Here is a 16,008-nt window from a genome sequence, read left to right as displayed (position 1 = left end):
AAGTACAAAAATAATAAATTCATAGGACCATGAGTTATCCTGCTTTTCATAATTTCTTTGCCATTGTATCAAAAGTGCGATATTCACTATTAGTAAGGCTTGACTTATAGATTATTGGCAGCAGCCAGTCAGTTTGATTTTTTTCGCTAGAATCAATATTCCAATATAAAACAACTAGTAAAACACTACTAATAAATGTTATGCCCTTTGCCCATTTTGATTTTTTCATTATTCTCACTCCAGTGGTATTTCGCTACTTCTAATTATTTTTACAAAGTCATCCATTTACATTGAAAATGAGTTATTCAACAATATGCCCCTTATCTGAAAAGGGTAGCATCACATCTATAAGCACAAGGATTTCCCAAATACAATTTTAAAAACGTAGTTGATAATACGAACCAATTAAAAAGGGCTGTTTTATCACCGTTGTCAAATCAATATTTCCCCATATTTCATAGAGCATATAAGGACAGGAACAGAGAGTCGTAGATTGGAAAAGAAGCTATTTCGTTCACCGAAAACAGCAAGCCCTTACCCAGTAAACAACTAGAATAATCAAAATTCTGAAAATGATACATAAATTTAATATAAAAGTTGCTTTCAATCATTTATACTAAAAATATAGTCATTCTGAGAGGTGAATTTAGTGATTATTAAAGATAAGAAATCATCCCATTTAGATGAACACCTAAAGAATAATTCTGAAATTAGTAGTAATGAAGATAAAGAAATGCTTGAAAACATCAAGCTTACAATAGAGGAAAATAAAGAAGTAATAGAGCAAAACCGTAAAATTCTTGAATCAAAGAAACAAGAAGAAGCCACTGAAGAATGATCTCAGTGGTTTTTTGTTCTTATTGCTCTTGGAATTCCTTATAAAATCACTTTAGGGTCTTCCTTTTTTCCAGGAAAGCGCCCGATTGTTGAACAAAAATTACAGATTAATCATATGAAAAATCATTAGTTAAGAAAACATTTTACCGCGGATAAAAATGCTGTTAAATTATCATCATGTACATGATGCCCAGCATTCTCTATTGTTAGCAATTTACAATTCGGGATAAGTTCAGATACTTCATGTAATTTGTATTGCGGAATATGACTGGAGTCACCACTTAAGATAAGAGTCGGCACGGTAATATCTTTAAGACGACTCCACCACTCAGGATTAGGCTCATTAAGTTGCTGAAGAATCGAAGGCACAACCTGCCAATCAAAAGGTAAAGGTTCAGAAGGTCTAAAAGGTATTTCAATGTGCTTCTTCTGATAAGGAGGTGGTGTGTCTTCAACAACCAGTCGTTCTATCCTAGAAGGGTATGATTCGGCGAAAAGATAGGATACAGTCCCCCCCATAGAATGACCAATTAGCGTAAACCGTCCCAAATTCAATGCATCGACAAAATAAAGTAAATCATCACACATCAATTCAAAACTATATGTATTAGCTTCTCTACTTCCTCCATGACCTCTTTGATCTAAAGCTAAAACTCTATATTTTTCACCTAAAACAGTGAAAACTTGATCCCATGATTCCGAAGTTTTCCCTAGCGCATGAAGTGCTACAATTGGTGGTGCAGAAGCTTCTCCAATTTCACGGTACATAAAAGTGTGTCCATTCAACTTAATTTGTTTCTCCTGTATTTCCATTTCGAATCATCTCCCATAGGGTAGTGTTATTATCCATTTGTATAAATTTCGATCTCTATTTAGATATTTCCTTCTCATGTTCAACAATCTGGCCCTTTAATGAAAAGTGACGCGATCCTTATTAAAGAATCGCGCCCGATTGTTGCATAAGGTAGGATTAGATTTATACATTTACAATGTTAAGCTATGAGATGATATCAAAAGACGCTTTGGTAAAGTTTATTCAACCATTAATTATTCAGGAAATTTATAGTAGTATTATGATTAACAATAATAAGAGGTGGTTGCTAATGCCCTTAACACACGCATTTGGAATTATAAAAGATATTACCGAAAAATCCTACAAGAACTATGCACCTGAGAAGTCTCAATGTATTTCTGTAGACGATGAGATAATTACAAATTTAATGAAGCCCTTATCGTTAATGAAAACTTATTTCCATTCTTTAAATCGTCCTGAATACGGATTGGCATATCACGGTATTACTATTATTCCACCAGAATCATTACCCACGTTTTTAGATATAGTTTTTTCTGCTGATGATTTGAAACAATTTGACGATTTAAATGAACTGGGCCAAAAAATAATGCAAGCAAAAAATGAAAATAAATATATGATTCATTACGGGATTTAAACGTATATTTAAAGATACATGGCCCTTTTACGCAAAAAAGGGTGGCATCAGATTTAACCATTTACAATGTTCAGTAAAAAGATGTTACCAAACTCGGTTTGGAGACGTTCTTACTTAATATTAAATTTGGTATTATTGAAAAAAAGAGGGGGGTTATCTTTGAGCTCAGAAGATAAAAAAATTCAAAAAGAACTTACAACGGAAGAAAAAAGTATGATTCTTACTGAAATAAACAAAGTATTGAACAGTGGCTTTCGAATATTAGGTTTTGATGGTGGAATGGCATTTCCACATTATCCATATTATTCGTATTTCAGTGATTCTGATAAAGAATTGAGACGTTATTCTATTGGTATATTTACTATTTGGCTTGGCTATTGGAATACAGAATGCAGTTTCCGTTTTACTAAACAAAGTGAGTTATATAAGTATATTAAAGCTTTAGTTGAATACCAGGAAGAAATCGAAAAAGATTTCCCCGTATTATTTAATTATATTGTTTCCTTTCTAATAGAGCTTACCGAAAATTATGGTTATGGGGAGCAGACACGTATGAAACCATATATCACTAATATTGTTAAGGAAGATTTTCTCAGTAAAAAATCATATTATGGAAAAAAATATAGAAATAGAATAAATTTTATTGAATTCCTTAAAGAACTTAAAGTTGAGGATTATGATAAACCATATGAATAAAATACACATAGGTATATTTAAATGTAAATAAATACACCTTGTAAATCCTCCCTTGAAGGTTAATAAGAAGCCTCCCCGAAAAAATATTATTCCACAATAGGGATCTATTGTTGAAAATCCTTTTTAATTTAACCCCTAAAGTAAAATCCTAGCTTTCATTTAGGAACGTTATTTACTTTTGAAATTTATAGATATCCTAAATAGATTAAAGAGAATACTCTATAGAAATTAAAGCAATCAAACATAAAACTAAGCCTACTATGAAAGTTAACAAATACCACCGATTCTCTTTAATAGGCTTTGTAATAAAATTTGTATATAGAACAAATATGTATGCTAAAGCTGGGGCAAAAATAAGCATTGCAATCCAATGTTTTTGTAATGACCAATTAAAATCTGAAAGTCCTGGTAAAAAGAACAGCAAGCCAAATAAAATACCTAAAGCGTACGACTTAAAATAATTTTTCAATTTAACACCTTCTTAATAGTTAAGTTAATCCAAGATACAATTATAAACAAAATAGCTACGAAAGTATCGCAAGGTTAAATTTAAAAAATGAAAGTTATTTAATAATATTGCCCTATAACGGAAAAACGCGATTTTCTTATTGAAGAATCGCGCCCGATTGTTGAACAACGTTATTAAACTAAAGCCCCCAATAGTTTATTATCGCTACATTTTTCTATCTTGTGTAGTTCCATCTGGATTTACTTGATACTGCCAAAGTTCCCCATCTTCTCCTCTGTAAATATACAGATACATAAATGTTTCGTCCTCAACAAAATTTATATATAACTGATAATCCACATTGCCTTCTCTGATATCATCAAAGGGGACTATTTGTATACTTTTTTCATATTCGAATTCGTCTTTCACCTTATCATACACCCATACTTCATTGGTCTCGAATTCACCTTCTCCAGAGAAATATTCTGTTCCGAATATTCCTTCTACTTCATCTTTAGTTTGACCTATTTCTGCATTTGCTTCAACAAACTCTTTGTCTAATATTGGACTCGATTCTGATTCAATATTTACATCTGAACAACCAAATAATATAAAACTTAATAATACAGTCAGTAATAACCTATTCATTCAATTTCCCCCCTTGTTAAACTAATCTGCTCCGTTAGTTCAATAAGAAAAAAGAGCTGCATCTGCAACTCAATGATCTTCAAGTAAAGCCCCCGTTAGTTTAAGTGCAATCATTAACATACTAACGGGACCGTCAGTGGAATTAACCTTTGACTTGATTCCAATCTCTTTTTAACAATGAAAAAGAGTAGTGGTCATAATACTTACCTCTAAATAAATGCTTATCTCTATAAACCCCTTCATTCTTAAATCCTAGCTTTTCTAATAATTTAATAGAATTGATATTTTCCAAAGCTACAAATGCGTTAATTCTATTCAGTGCCATATTATTAAAGCCACTTTCAATAGCACTTATCAATCCTTCTTTCATATAACCCTGTCCCCAATATTCGTGCCATAAATCATAGCCGACCTCCGCTATATTGTTCGTTCTATCCCAACAATGAAATCCACACGTTCCAAGTTGTTGATTATTACTTTTCTCGACTAATATCCACCGATTAAATCCTTTTTCTTCAGGATTTGAATTCCATTCAACAAACTCTGTAGCTTCATTTCTAGTCGTAAACAATTCTTCATCATATAAAAATTCACATACTTTTTCAGTGCTAAATAGGTGATAAATAAAATCAATATCCTCATTACCCACATTCCGCAAAATTAATCTGTCTGTTTCTAAATTCGGGAATTTACTATGTACAGTCAATTTAAGCACTCCTCCTTATGATAACTAATTTAGGAACATTTCTTCACATACCCTAAAATTACATTAACATTGCAATCCTAAATCAACAATATTTACTACTTAAATTGATGAAATATCCAATGAAAAAATCATCCAAGCTCTAAGAAATATAGGGAGGAGAGGTAATTTTAATCAATCTTTATTATTCAACAATCTGGCCCTATAACGGAAAAACGCGATCTTCTTATTGAAGAATCGCGCCCGATTGTTGCATAAGGGTGGCATCAGATTTATCCATTTACAATGGTAAGCAAAGAGATGTTCGCAAATACGATTTTGGTAACAAAACATTTCACTCACATTGATTTGGCTGTTTGCTTTTGGATGCTTAAAATATTTATGTTTCCAAACGTCATCTTAATATACTAAGATTCTTTTTTATAGTTAATGATAAAATTATTTTAAAAAGATGTAACGTTCTTCGTTATTTTTAGATATATAAGTGAAAGGAGGAACGGTGTGGGACATTTAACTGAAATATATGAAGAAAATTTTGAACTTGTTTTCAAATATTTGATGACGTTATGTAGGGACACTGATATAGCAGAAGAAATAACTCAAGAGACATTTTATAAAGCAATTCACTCTATAGACCGCTTTAACGGTGCTTGTAAAATATCTGTTTGGTTATGTCAAATTGCAAAACATACATATTATCAATACGTTGATAAGCAAGTGAAACAACCAGAATTTTCAGAACTACAAGATGGTCCTTCGATTGAGCAGCTATTAATGGCACAAGAGGACAAAATAGAGCTATATCGCCATATCCATCGACTAAATGAACCGTATCGAGAAATTCTCCATTTACGGTTATTAGGTGGTCTTACCTTCCAAGAGATAGGTGATATTTTAGGTAAAAATGAAAACTGGGCAAGAGTCACATTTTATAGGGCTAAAGTGAAACTACAAGAGGTGTTAAAACAAAATGAATAATTGTGAAATCGTAAAAGACTTATTACCAATGTATATAGATGGCTTATGTAGCGAGACAAGTAATAAATTAGTAGAACAGCATCTTTCAACTTGCACACAATGTAAACAAATTTATGAGCAAATGCTAAATGAATTTGAGGTTGAACAAATCGGGTTAAATACAATAGCTATACAACAAAAACAACCATTTGAAAAATTGAATCACATTTTTAAGTCTTATCGAGGTTTTTCAAAAATGTTAGAATGGCTGACAGTACTTGCTGTTGTTATTATGATTATCCTTATTGGGAAAGGTTTTATAGATACACAAGGCTTGGCAGCTAATATCAAACATCAAGAAAACATCGAACAGGAACAACAAAACATTATGAACGCTGCTTTTGAAAATTTTGCTACTGATGGAGCTTCTGGACTAGAAAAGGTTTCAACTGATTATCAGAATAGGATTAAATACATTGCTGTTTTTAATACTGCCGATGTAGAGCCTCTAGCTAAAGATTATGACAAACCAAAAGCAATTTATCCCCTACCATATGAAAGAGCGAAAGTTATTTATGAAAGTGGACAATTAATAACAGACAATATAACACCTTCTGATTACGATATTGGCACGATGGTTATGGAGAAAGATGGGTATATTGTTCAATTTGAATATGCTAGACATTATTTGCATGAAGTAGAAAGAGCATTTCAAACAAAGCATTACAGTCCAACCACTTTACAATTATGGATTCCTGCACTTATAGCTATGATCGTCTCACTTTGTTCATTCTTCTTATATAGAAAAATAAAAGATACAAATAGAAAAGTTCAAAAATTGATATCCTAATTTTATACAAACCTATTCAAAATAACGTTCCCTAATGAAAGTTTTGGGACACATAAAAAGGTACGAACGTTGTTAAATCAGCATTTCGTGCCTTTTTAATGTGAGTATTGGTTATGTAGCATGACGCAAACCGTCGATGGGACGGTGTTTGTACTTGTTAGGCTTGTTCTTTAATTTGCATAAAAACTTGTATAGCAAATCTCTTATCGCTATAAATCTGCATCTTGTCTAACACTCCCTAAAAAAATGTTATTCAACAATCTGGCCCTATAACGGAATAACGCGATCTTCTTATTGAAGAATCGCGCCCAGATTGTTGAAGAACGAATGAAATTAATTTTATGCCTAAACAAAGGTATATACAAAAAAACCAAAAATTACTTTTGGGACGATTATTATGTTATAATAATCTCCTTTAATTCCAATTTTAGGGGGTGTAAATTGTGGAGATTTTTGGTGAACGTAATTATAATTTAAATTATTGGAAAAGAACTGGAGCGTATGCAGTCATTCAAAATGACCTTCAACAATTTTTATGTGTAGAAGATTTAGAAGGAAATTTATTTTTGATTGGTGGAGGTGTTGAAGAAGGAGAATCTCCAGAACTTGCATTATTACGAGAGAGTATTGAGGAGACAGGTCATCAGGTCCAGATTATTGAAGTAATCGGTAAAGCCGAAAGACACTGGGTTTCAGAAAAATATCCTGATGATTCTCAACATAACATCGGCATATTATACGTTTGTGAGCTATTAGAAAAAGTAGCTGAACCGATTGAACAAGAAACAATGCGCTGGGTCGACTTCGATTATTTAGAAAAGCATCTTTTCCACGACCATCATTTATACTTAATAAAACAGTTCTTAAATATTGCATAATTAATATAAAGTTTTATACATAAACCTTCCCGAATTAAGGTTTGGGCATACAACACAAAGGCACGAATGTTGTTAAATCAACATTTGTGCCTTTTCGCTTGAACGATTTATTATACAGTTTCTATACATATGGCATAAACGTTTGAAGTAGCAGCGTTACAATAACGATGCTTTTCTAATTTTAATCACGGGAAGTTTCAATTCTCATGAATAACTTATGTGAAAAGAGTCTTACTATTAATTGTCCTATTAAGAAAACTAGCGAAACAAATATCACTGCGCCGTCTCTCCCTAAAGGTTTAAACCAGCCGCCATCATCTGCAATAAAATATGAAGCCAAAAAAACTGACAATAACGCTGTTATGATATTCAAAAAGAAAATATATCGTAATTTTACACTACCAGCTAAAAAACCAGCTACTAGAACGAACAGAATAGAACTAGTAAGGAGAAATGATGCTTCTTCGCGTTTAATGTATTGCCCATATTCATAATAGTGAAAAAGGAATGCAACAGGTATTAAAGAAATAATTAACCATAAAGTTCTCATGAAAATCCCCCAAGAAATTTTTTCATTTGGTCGTCCTCAGACAACTTCAATTATCAAAAATCATTTATGCAAGTGTAATTTTACACTATTAGTGTTATTAGTCAATACTTTTGAAATATATGCATGTTCAAACACAAAGAAAAAAGCAAGGAATACCCTTGCTCTAATAAGTAAAAAAAACGTTAATAATTTTTAATTTAAAAACAACCCCTTTTTCTAAGTAAACTCTTACAATTACAATTTATGACATACCATGTTATTCCACAATATGGCTCTATAACGAAAAAACGCGATTTTCTTATTGAAGAATCGCGCCCGATAGTTGAACATCGCCTTAGGATATAAAAAAATTACATTTAGCATACATAAATCCAAAGTATATTTAAATTACGCTAGGTAGAACAGTTAGTCTTCGTCAAGTAGATTAATCCAAATACCACCACCGCTTACAGTAACATAATAGTTAATTTCGGTACCGTCAGTATTTTCAAAGTGGATGAAAGTATTACCATTCTGTTTTGCTGTCAAAGTGGCATGGTTGTCATCTGTCATCTCTATCATGACAACGGACTCATCCTCCATCGAGTAAGTCCAACTTCCCTCCTCAAGAAATATTTCCTCCGTCTTATCTGGTCCAGTAAAGAGACCAAAAACAATTAGTAACGCAGCTAAGACCGAAAGAGCCGCAATGCGATGTTTTTTATTATCTAGTAAAACAAAAATAAAGAAAATCGCTAAGCCAAGGGCAAATATAGCGCTGAGGAGATGATTCGGAAAATTTGTCATTGCAGCTCTGTAATAATCGACGCTAGCGTAAGCAAGATAACCTGTTGCCACGGATAAAACTAGAACGCTAAGCCAGTTTTTCTTTTTAAGTTGGAATGCTATCACAGCACCTGGTAAGGTCAGAAGTGTGATTTTAAACCAGTAATCATAGTAGCGGAATATCTCCCACCCTTGCGCGTAAAACGGCACCTCAATTAAATAAATTAAGGGCTGGCTAACAAGGAAGAATACAAAGCATTTAAGTGCTGCTTCCCACCACTTTTCGCAGTTTACAATAATGAATACAGCAAAAAGAATCCACCAGTCAACATAAATAGCGATATCTTGAAATGAGGTATCTTTTAAAAATGACACCTGATTGATAAGTGCAGTATATACCGCTGTAATAACAGCTAAAAGAAATACTCTCGACCAAGTCATATTCAATTGACCGAAGTATTTTTTAAATTTATCCATGATTTCCCCTCTATTCTAAAACCTATTGAAATCCCAAAAGGCTTGTATTTTTTTGGGTTTATTAAACATTAAAAACTTTATTTTGTCCATATTTAGTTAGAAAATTATTAAGGGATTTAGATATTTACATTACACACATTGGGACTCTTTAAGTGAATAAAGGGCTGTTCCTTGTGACAGAATCTGGTCCTATAACGGAAAAACACGATCTTCTTATTGAAGAATCGCGCACAATTGTAGAACAAGACACTTTATGAATAAATATTTAATAGACTGCGCGCTTTCCTTACACAAGGAAAGTGCGCCATAATTCTTTAACATTTAATTAGTTTTTTGATTATAGCAATCCTCACAAATTAGTCTTCCTTCATTTTGTATATAGGCTTTAATTTCAGTCATACCTTTTCGTTCTGGATAACGCATTTTTACAAAAACTACATCGTTTCCTTTAATTTCTTTATCGCATTTAGTACATTTAGGCACAATATCAAACAATGTATATCTCCGCCTCTCAATTATGTTAATCTTTATTACGTTTAACTCTAAAGAAAAGTTTCGTATTCCATTAAATGGCCCTATAACGGAAAAACGCGATCTTCTTATTGAAGAATCGCGCCCGATTGTGGAATAAGCATGGCACTATGATGATATACAACGTTAGTGATAAAATGTTACCAAACGACGCTTTGGGAATCTTTTTACTATTCAGTCTATTAATTTGGTAAGATTAATATTGAGTGAAAATTTGCCTATGGGGGAATTCTAAAATGTTTAAAGCTGTATTATTTGATTTAGATGGAACTTTATTGAATCGTGATAAATCGGTTGAGCTTTTTATAAACCAGCAATACGAAAGATTGTATGAGTTACTTTCCCATATTCCAAAAGAGCAATATATTTCGAGATTTATTGAATTAGACAATCACGGATATGTTTGGAAGGATAAAGTATACCAACAACTAATTGATGAATTTAATATACCTTCCGTAACGTGGGAAGAACTCCTCCAAGATTATGTGGAAGAATTCAAACATCATTGTGAAGGATTTCCTCATATTCATGAAATGTTAGAGGAGCTAAAAAATAATAAAATTACTTTAGGCATGATTACAAATGGGTATGGTCAGTTCCAAATGGATAACATTAAAGCTTTGGACATTGAGAAATATTTTGATGTAATCTTAGTATCCGAATGGGAAGGAATCAAGAAACCTAATCCCCAAATCTTTATGAATGCATTAGAAAAATTAAATGTAGAGCCTTCAGAAAGTGTATTTATTGGTGACCATCCTGAAAATGATGTAAAAGCTGCCCATAACGTAGGAATGAAGGGGATTTGGAAAAAAGATAATCAATGGACTGATATAGAAGCCGATGCAATAATTGATGATTATTTAGAACTTCCTTTGATTTTAAAGAACCTAGATTTTAGTATACATAGCCATACAAAATAGCGTGCCCAAATGCAAGTTTGGGAAGACACCACAAAGGCACGAGTGTTGGTAAATCAACATTTGTGCCTTTGCGCTTTAACAATCGATTATACAGTTTTCTATACAGATGACATAAACAGTTGAAGCAGCAACGTTTATACTTGCGGAGCTTGTTCATAAATTTGCATAAAAACTTGAATAGCGTTTCTTATCGGTAAAAGTGTTATTCCACAATATGGCCCTATAATTGAATAAAGCACTTTTCTTATTCAAGAAAAGCGCCCGATTGTTGAAGATTAAGGGCTTTTTAAAATTACAGCCAATCTAAACTCAAGTATACATGTACAAACCTTAGTCCTTTAGGTTAAGTCTCTTATTTAATTCTTTTAAGCTATAAATAGCCAAAGCTTTGGCATCCTTATTTTTACTATTGGAAATCTCATTCAAAGCCTCTAGTAAATAGTCGTCTTCTATCATACCCTTGTTGTCTCCTTCTGCACATGCAGATAAATATAACATTAAATATAACTGCACTTTAGGTTTTTCGTGTTGTCTCATTTTCTCAACCATATATCTGATCAATTCATTATTGATTGACAGAATCTTTGTAAATAAACGATCGATCTCTGATGGTTTTCCCTTTACTATTACATCATCAATTTTATTGTAGTATTCTTTTATTTCTCGTTCAGAAAGCCCTGTATCATACAGGCTAATTTCCTCTTCTTCAATATAATCGACAAGACCATTTATAAAACTTTCAAAATCCTCCGCTAACTTGATCTCTTGATTTTGATCCACATCAATAAAAATAACAGACGGATTTTTTCTCTTTCTATAATCTAAACATATAAACATGGGTGCGTCTGATGATATAACTAGTAATTTTTTATTCCGTATTCCCCATTCTTTCCGTATATCCATATTATCTAATAATCCTGGCCCTTCGCCTATTCCATATAAAAAATCCACATATACCGAATTATTAGCCCAGCTGTTAGGTGTGTCAGTAGGGAAATACTTATTTTTTAAATAAAACCCATTTCTTTGTCTCATCAGATTTATATAAGACTCAGGCAAATCTGCTTTTAATTCCTGTTGAATTTTTGTTAACATCTCTAAATCGATTTGACCTTTGAAATAATCATCTAATTCTTCTTCCCATAATTCTAAATTCATTTTCTTCCACTCCTATAAACAATAAAAATAATTCAATTTCCCCTTACTTCTACTTAGTATTCAAAGAAAAGAATATCCAAAAATTCACTAAACTGTCCATTAGTTTATGAAAAATATTCGGAACTACTCTCTAGCATTGCTCAACAATATAGCCATTTAACGGAAAACGCGAACTTCACATTGAAGAATCGCGCCCGTTTGTTGAAGACCAAAGGCTTTTTAAGGTGGGCCGCACTTATTGAACTCAAGCTCCTATAACTTTAAGTACATTTTTTCACCCTCTCAAAAGAGTAAAATCTTTTGGGACATAATCAAGATACTTATTTATCATAACAACATCCATTCTGGGTGTTTTTTTGTTTTTCAAATTTCAGAAAAATTATTCCTTTACTAAGTTATATCCAAGTCATCTATAAAATCTATTATTTTTACCGATAAGAAAAAGAGAAGAATAAAGATAAGGAGTCATCGTATAAAGAGTTTGAGATGAAAGATGGGGATTCTAGGGCTTCTATTCTGGTGTCAACATATCATGAGGGAACGCATTTAGATTTTGTTTACGACTCGGATCTTAAATTTAATGAAATAGAAGGAAAATTACAGTATATTTATATCGTAGCCGGAAAAGAGGGTACGCCTATTGATTCCTCGATTATGAAAAAAATATTCAAAGCGATTTCTACAGGTTTAGGGTATGAATTGAACAATAATCAAATATCAGATTTGACAGATGCACTTAAAAATGAAAATAGTGTTTCTCCGTACCCGAACCCCTATCTAACGTATTATCACCGAGAAGAAAGGGCAGGCGGTGGAAGCCATTTGACATGGTCTGACCAAATTATCCACTCGGTCAAAATAGAACTTTTAGAAGATGAAGAAGTCGAAAAAGCATTTAAAGTTCTTTATAACATTAAAAAATAATATTTTAAAAAAAGGTTGACGAACAAAGATAAAAAAAGCATGTTTGGAGAATTTATAATCCAAAACATGCTTTTATAATTTAACTTTCTTTATAGTATGATTTAAGTATTTTTCACGTTACTTTAAGTACAGCAACTTCACAATCTCTTCTATACTTTAACCTAGAAATTCAATTTTCTTTAAAGACGTTCCTCCACAATATGGCCCTATAAAGGAAAAACGCGATCTTCTTATTGAAGAATCGCGCCCGATTGTTGAATAGAGTGGCTAACATTTTTAATGCATTTATTAATTTTAGATGACTTTATTAGCTATACATCATCAGGAAAAAAAGCAAATTTACAACGTTAAGAATATCCACAATTTTATACAGCAACACCACTGTAGTACTTTACTGAATAACTAAATATCCTACATACTGTGCATTTCCCCTGCTAGTATCAACGCCGACAACGAGTATGAATTCACCTTTTTCCATAGGTAAGTTGAAAGTTTGTTGTTTTCCATTGTACTCTAATTCAATATTATCTTCATTTTTTAATAAAGAAACACTGATTCTATCCTGATCAAAGTCACCATCTTCTAGGTTAATAGATACTGTATCGCCAGCTTTAAAGGATATAATATTTTGCTCTTCAGCTAAGGCTTTAATATCTTCTGTTTCTTTATTATAAATTTGATCTTCATGCTTCCATTCTATGTTGGCTTCCGCTAAAGTTTGTTGCGAATCAATATCATTAGGATTATACACATTTACTGTTGGTGGTGAAAAATCATAGTCTTCTCCGATACATCCAGCTAGTAAAAAAATAAAAACAAAACCTACAAACAATTTTAAGTATCTATCCATTGTTTCTGTCACGCTCCTTATCAAAAGAAAAACCGCTATAGTTTAAATATTTGGTAAAATGACGTTAATGGCAGTTTCCACTATATCACCTAATTAACATTAATTCCATCTTCTTTAATACTTAATTAAACCAACAATAGATTACCACCTTTTTTAAAAGAAGTTATTCAATAATTTGGCCCGATTGTGGAAGATCCTTTATATTGTCAGATTGAAAACAAATTCCCATTCATTAACTAGAAACAGTTAATAATCCTTTAAGCTCTAGTTTTCTTATATGTATAGGAAATGGTAAAATAAAGGTAGTAAATAGTTGCTTATTAAATTAACCCAGTAGTTAATTGTAGAATTTTTAGGATAATATTTAAGGAATGGAGGCAATCATTTGTTTTTGTATCATGTAATTATTCGAAATGATGATCTTGGTGAATATTTTAGCCCCGCAATCGTTTTAAAGGAAGGGTTAAATCGTAAGACGGCTACAAAGTGGTATGGCAATAGCGGTAATTTTTTTCCAGATTTAACTATCCGTTTCAGACCCGCAAATTTACCGAAATGGGTTGACTTTAATGTTGCTTTCGGTGCAGGTTTGGAAGAGTATGATATTCCTCACTATCGATTTCCAGTGTTTAGTGATAAAATTTTGGTTTTTAACAGAGATATAGCAAGTGATTTATTTTCTTATATTGAAGATATTTATGATGGTGGCAATGGTCGTATTGTTGAGGGATTACCTTCAAAGGAAGATTTAATGAAAAATTATTGGGCAAGTATGAACACTCTTGAAGAATTTTAAAAAAATAAGCCTTATAATAACCCAGAAATTTATATTTTTGAACAAGTTCCATCAAAGTTAATTGATTATATAGAGTAAATTCTTGTTCTGTTTCTTCCACCTTTCAATAGAGGTGGTTTTTTACTCCCCAAATTCTATAATCGAGAGGAATAAACCTTTCCTTATATACATTAAAATAAGTTTACTAAATTAAATGGCCCTATAACGGGAAACGCGATCTTCTTATTGAAGAATCGCGCCCGATTGAAGAATATCTTTTACTCACGCAAAGTTCGCACCAAACCAGAAAAAGAAAATCACCACCCCTAAATTTAAGAAAGTAAATATGGCAGCTATACTAGGAATCAATTTCCGTTCGTACTTGGATGTAAATGTTAAAATGCCCAGTAAGACAGACACGACATTCCCTGCCAATATAAGAAAAATTATACCCCCTGTCAGCTTTTCTTTTGTGGCTACTCCAATTGGGTCTAATAAAATCATAAGAACCGTAACTATCACGCTAACAGTTAAAAAAACATAGCTTTTCCAAGAATGATGCTTCGTTTTCAAAAAATCTCCCCCAAAATAGACTCACTAATTGTTATTAAAAAGCGTTTATATCTCAAATTATCAATGCTCATCCGCCTTTTAGGTTTCCTGTTCGTAATAAATAAACAAGGATCTTCATCCTCTCGTTCGTCTAAATATCCTTTTAACGAAATGGAGCAGCGAGTATTAAAGTATACTTCTCTTTCTTTATCACCTTTCCCTTGTACAATGACTGAATTTGTTCGAAAATCAAAATCATGACGATCTAATTTTACTACCTCCCCAATACGGCAGCCGGTTGAATACATTAGCGATTTAACACAGCGAATCCTATGCCCTAAACTAGAAGGCTATACAACAATCGCGCCCGAATATTGAATATCGTTTTTCTGAATAGATTTATAACATTTTAACCTTTTCAAAAATCTCTTTGAAAAGGACATCTAATCCTTTTTCATCATTTAAATAGAAATACCAAACATCTTCTCTATTGGCATCTTTATCGGATAAATAAATTGTCGTATGTGAACCGTTTTTCAATGCTTCCCATCGCGCTGTTTCGTATGTATACCCAACTTTTGTAAATGGAAGATCCCTTTTTTCGGAATCAAAAAAGATATAGGGGATTTCAGAGTTATTATAAACTTCAACAAATCGATCATTAGAAGCTTCTTCAAACATCAATGGTGTTATCATAACTGCATCAAAATTTGTTGAAATCTGTACTGTATCTTCGCTAAGTTCATCTAATGAAATTTTTTCAAAACTAATTTTTTTATTATTTAGTTCAGGAATATGACCAATTACAGCGATTTTTAAAGGTTCTCCATCATATTTAACTTCTTCTTTTGAACATGCGCTTAGATTTAGTAGGAATAAAATAGATATAATACTTAAAATCTTATTTAATCTCATTGTAGTGCCCCCTAAATAATGTATGTCATAATATTACCATTTAAGGGTTATTTTATATAGTTGTTGTTTGAACAAGTTATTTTGATAGCTGGTAATATATTAGTTACCTAAGCGTCTTTGGTA

The 16,008-nt window shown here is 32.2% G+C and carries 21 protein-coding genes and 1 pseudogene; 9 read left to right on the top strand and 13 right to left on the bottom strand.

Translation table 11 applies throughout. The features are described 5' to 3' along the window. Nucleotides 1-46: 46 nt before the first annotated feature. On the bottom strand, nt 47-229 hold the full coding sequence (locus ACQKN3_RS02990; RefSeq protein ID WP_427709257.1) for a hypothetical protein: 183 nt from the start codon (nt 227-229) through the stop codon (nt 47-49). Nucleotides 230-649: 420 nt separating this feature from the next. Between ACQKN3_RS02990 and ACQKN3_RS02985 the strand changes: the two genes are divergently transcribed. Then, nucleotides 650-838, top strand: coding sequence for a hypothetical protein (locus tag ACQKN3_RS02985; protein WP_427709255.1), 189 nt, complete (start codon nt 650-652; stop codon nt 836-838). Between the two features lie 125 nt (nt 839-963). Here the strand turns inward: ACQKN3_RS02985 and ACQKN3_RS02980 are convergent, their stop codons facing one another. Beyond that, entirely contained in the window at nt 964-1,650 is a 687-nt protein-coding gene (locus ACQKN3_RS02980; RefSeq protein WP_427709253.1) for an alpha/beta fold hydrolase, read from the bottom strand. A gap of 290 nt (nt 1,651-1,940) precedes the next feature. On the opposite strand from ACQKN3_RS02980, the gene ACQKN3_RS02975 reads away from it, so the two are divergent. After that, a complete protein-coding gene (locus ACQKN3_RS02975) occupies nt 1,941-2,285 on the top strand; it encodes a short-chain dehydrogenase (RefSeq protein WP_427709251.1) in 345 nt (114 codons plus the stop codon). Between the two features lie 159 nt (nt 2,286-2,444). Continuing rightward, a complete protein-coding gene (locus ACQKN3_RS02970) occupies nt 2,445-2,981 on the top strand; it encodes a hypothetical protein (RefSeq protein ID WP_014823688.1) in 537 nt (178 codons plus the stop codon). A gap of 205 nt (nt 2,982-3,186) precedes the next feature. On the opposite strand, the gene ACQKN3_RS02965 is transcribed toward ACQKN3_RS02970, so the two are convergent. The 3 genes from ACQKN3_RS02965 to ACQKN3_RS02955 all read right to left on the bottom strand — a co-directional run bounded on the left by ACQKN3_RS02965 (nt 3,187) and on the right by ACQKN3_RS02955 (nt 4,783). Then, entirely contained in the window at nt 3,187-3,450 is a 264-nt protein-coding gene (locus ACQKN3_RS02965; protein ID WP_427709249.1) for a hypothetical protein, read from the bottom strand. Between the two features lie 204 nt (nt 3,451-3,654). Further along, nucleotides 3,655-4,077: a PhoU family transcriptional regulator gene (locus tag ACQKN3_RS02960; RefSeq protein WP_427709247.1), complete on the bottom strand. Its 423-nt coding sequence runs from the start codon at nt 4,075-4,077 to the stop codon at nt 3,655-3,657. Nucleotides 4,078-4,219: 142 nt separating this feature from the next. Continuing rightward, the gene (locus ACQKN3_RS02955; protein ID WP_427709245.1) at nt 4,220-4,783 is read right to left on the bottom strand and encodes a GNAT family N-acetyltransferase; all 564 of its coding nucleotides are present in this window, start codon (nt 4,781-4,783) and stop codon (nt 4,220-4,222) included. A gap of 498 nt (nt 4,784-5,281) precedes the next feature. On the opposite strand from ACQKN3_RS02955, the gene ACQKN3_RS02950 reads away from it, so the two are divergent. From ACQKN3_RS02950 to ACQKN3_RS02940, 3 genes are all read left to right on the top strand, one after another. After that, entirely contained in the window at nt 5,282-5,758 is a 477-nt protein-coding gene (locus tag ACQKN3_RS02950; protein WP_251687195.1) for an RNA polymerase sigma factor, read from the top strand. Next, nucleotides 5,751-6,587, top strand: coding sequence for a zf-HC2 domain-containing protein (locus ACQKN3_RS02945; protein ID WP_427709243.1), 837 nt, complete (start codon nt 5,751-5,753; stop codon nt 6,585-6,587). The genes ACQKN3_RS02950 and ACQKN3_RS02945 overlap by 8 nt, the downstream gene beginning before the upstream one ends. A gap of 443 nt (nt 6,588-7,030) precedes the next feature. Then, a complete protein-coding gene (locus ACQKN3_RS02940) occupies nt 7,031-7,465 on the top strand; it encodes an NUDIX hydrolase (RefSeq protein ID WP_251687191.1) in 435 nt (144 codons plus the stop codon). 181 nt (nt 7,466-7,646) lie between these two features. Here ACQKN3_RS02940 and ACQKN3_RS02935 read toward each other — a convergent pair whose 3' ends face one another. From ACQKN3_RS02935 to ACQKN3_RS02925, 3 genes are all read right to left on the bottom strand, one after another. Further along, entirely contained in the window at nt 7,647-8,015 is a 369-nt protein-coding gene (locus tag ACQKN3_RS02935; protein WP_427709241.1) for a hypothetical protein, read from the bottom strand. A 405-nt stretch (nt 8,016-8,420) separates the two neighbouring features. After that, nucleotides 8,421-9,257 (bottom strand): hypothetical protein, encoded by an 837-nt coding sequence (locus tag ACQKN3_RS02930; RefSeq protein WP_427709239.1) that lies wholly within the window; start codon nt 9,255-9,257, stop codon nt 8,421-8,423. 321 nt (nt 9,258-9,578) lie between these two features. Then, nucleotides 9,579-9,752 (bottom strand): Fe3+ hydroxamate ABC transporter substrate-binding protein, encoded by a 174-nt coding sequence (locus tag ACQKN3_RS02925; protein ID WP_427709237.1) that lies wholly within the window; start codon nt 9,750-9,752, stop codon nt 9,579-9,581. Between the two features lie 272 nt (nt 9,753-10,024). Between ACQKN3_RS02925 and ACQKN3_RS02920 the strand changes: the two genes are divergently transcribed. Next, nucleotides 10,025-10,711 (top strand): HAD family hydrolase, encoded by a 687-nt coding sequence (locus tag ACQKN3_RS02920; protein WP_427709235.1) that lies wholly within the window; start codon nt 10,025-10,027, stop codon nt 10,709-10,711. A gap of 330 nt (nt 10,712-11,041) precedes the next feature. On the opposite strand, the gene ACQKN3_RS02915 is transcribed toward ACQKN3_RS02920, so the two are convergent. Beyond that, nucleotides 11,042-11,869 carry an SMI1/KNR4 family protein gene (locus ACQKN3_RS02915; protein ID WP_427709233.1) on the bottom strand — a complete coding sequence of 276 codons (828 nt, stop codon included), beginning with the start codon at nt 11,867-11,869 and terminating at the stop codon, nt 11,042-11,044. 519 nt (nt 11,870-12,388) lie between these two features. Between ACQKN3_RS02915 and ACQKN3_RS02910 the strand changes: the two genes are divergently transcribed. Continuing rightward, nucleotides 12,389-12,793: a hypothetical protein gene (locus ACQKN3_RS02910; RefSeq protein ID WP_427709231.1), complete on the top strand. Its 405-nt coding sequence runs from the start codon at nt 12,389-12,391 to the stop codon at nt 12,791-12,793. 391 nt (nt 12,794-13,184) lie between these two features. Here ACQKN3_RS02910 and ACQKN3_RS02905 read toward each other — a convergent pair whose 3' ends face one another. Further along, the gene (locus tag ACQKN3_RS02905; protein WP_340735048.1) at nt 13,185-13,655 is read right to left on the bottom strand and encodes a hypothetical protein; all 471 of its coding nucleotides are present in this window, start codon (nt 13,653-13,655) and stop codon (nt 13,185-13,187) included. A 373-nt stretch (nt 13,656-14,028) separates the two neighbouring features. Between ACQKN3_RS02905 and ACQKN3_RS02900 the strand changes: the two genes are divergently transcribed. Continuing rightward, nucleotides 14,029-14,439 carry a hypothetical protein gene (locus tag ACQKN3_RS02900; protein ID WP_427709229.1) on the top strand — a complete coding sequence of 137 codons (411 nt, stop codon included), beginning with the start codon at nt 14,029-14,031 and terminating at the stop codon, nt 14,437-14,439. 261 nt (nt 14,440-14,700) lie between these two features. Here ACQKN3_RS02900 and ACQKN3_RS02895 read toward each other — a convergent pair whose 3' ends face one another. From ACQKN3_RS02895 to ACQKN3_RS02885, 3 genes and pseudogenes are all read right to left on the bottom strand, one after another. Then, nucleotides 14,701-14,991 carry a hypothetical protein gene (locus ACQKN3_RS02895; RefSeq protein WP_427709227.1) on the bottom strand — a complete coding sequence of 97 codons (291 nt, stop codon included), beginning with the start codon at nt 14,989-14,991 and terminating at the stop codon, nt 14,701-14,703. Then, nucleotides 14,988-15,302, bottom strand: a pseudogene (locus ACQKN3_RS02890) (tyrosine-type recombinase/integrase); the annotation flags it as partial. The pseudogene ACQKN3_RS02890 and the gene ACQKN3_RS02895, both read right to left, overlap by 4 nt. Before the next feature lie 67 nt (nt 15,303-15,369). After that, nucleotides 15,370-15,885, bottom strand: a complete 516-nt coding sequence (locus tag ACQKN3_RS02885) for an amino acid oxidase (RefSeq protein ID WP_427709225.1) — start codon at nt 15,883-15,885, stop codon at nt 15,370-15,372. Nucleotides 15,886-16,008 lie beyond the last annotated feature (123 nt).

This window comes from Solibacillus sp. NPDC093137, assembly GCF_050280445.1.
GTDB lineage: Bacteria > Bacillota > Bacilli > Bacillales_A > Planococcaceae > Solibacillus > Solibacillus isronensis_B.
This window is presented reverse-complemented; position numbering and strand designations above follow the sequence as displayed.

Coding starts and splice junctions, on each gene's coding strand:
- ACQKN3_RS02975 (WP_427709251.1), top strand. CDS start 1,941: ATGCCCTTAACACACGCATTTGGAATTATAAAAGATATTACCGAAAAA.
- ACQKN3_RS02960 (WP_427709247.1), bottom strand. CDS start 4,077: ATGAATAGGTTATTACTGACTGTATTATTAAGTTTTATATTATTTGGT.
- ACQKN3_RS02945 (WP_427709243.1), top strand. CDS start 5,751: ATGAATAATTGTGAAATCGTAAAAGACTTATTACCAATGTATATAGAT.
- ACQKN3_RS02990 (WP_427709257.1), bottom strand. CDS start 229: ATGAAAAAATCAAAATGGGCAAAGGGCATAACATTTATTAGTAGTGTT.
- ACQKN3_RS02920 (WP_427709235.1), top strand. CDS start 10,025: ATGTTTAAAGCTGTATTATTTGATTTAGATGGAACTTTATTGAATCGT.
- ACQKN3_RS02915 (WP_427709233.1), bottom strand. CDS start 11,869: ATGAATTTAGAATTATGGGAAGAAGAATTAGATGATTATTTCAAAGGT.
- ACQKN3_RS02980 (WP_427709253.1), bottom strand. CDS start 1,650: ATGGAAATACAGGAGAAACAAATTAAGTTGAATGGACACACTTTTATG.
- ACQKN3_RS02885 (WP_427709225.1), bottom strand. CDS start 15,885: ATGAGATTAAATAAGATTTTAAGTATTATATCTATTTTATTCCTACTA.
- ACQKN3_RS02935 (WP_427709241.1), bottom strand. CDS start 8,015: ATGAGAACTTTATGGTTAATTATTTCTTTAATACCTGTTGCATTCCTT.
- ACQKN3_RS02930 (WP_427709239.1), bottom strand. CDS start 9,257: ATGGATAAATTTAAAAAATACTTCGGTCAATTGAATATGACTTGGTCG.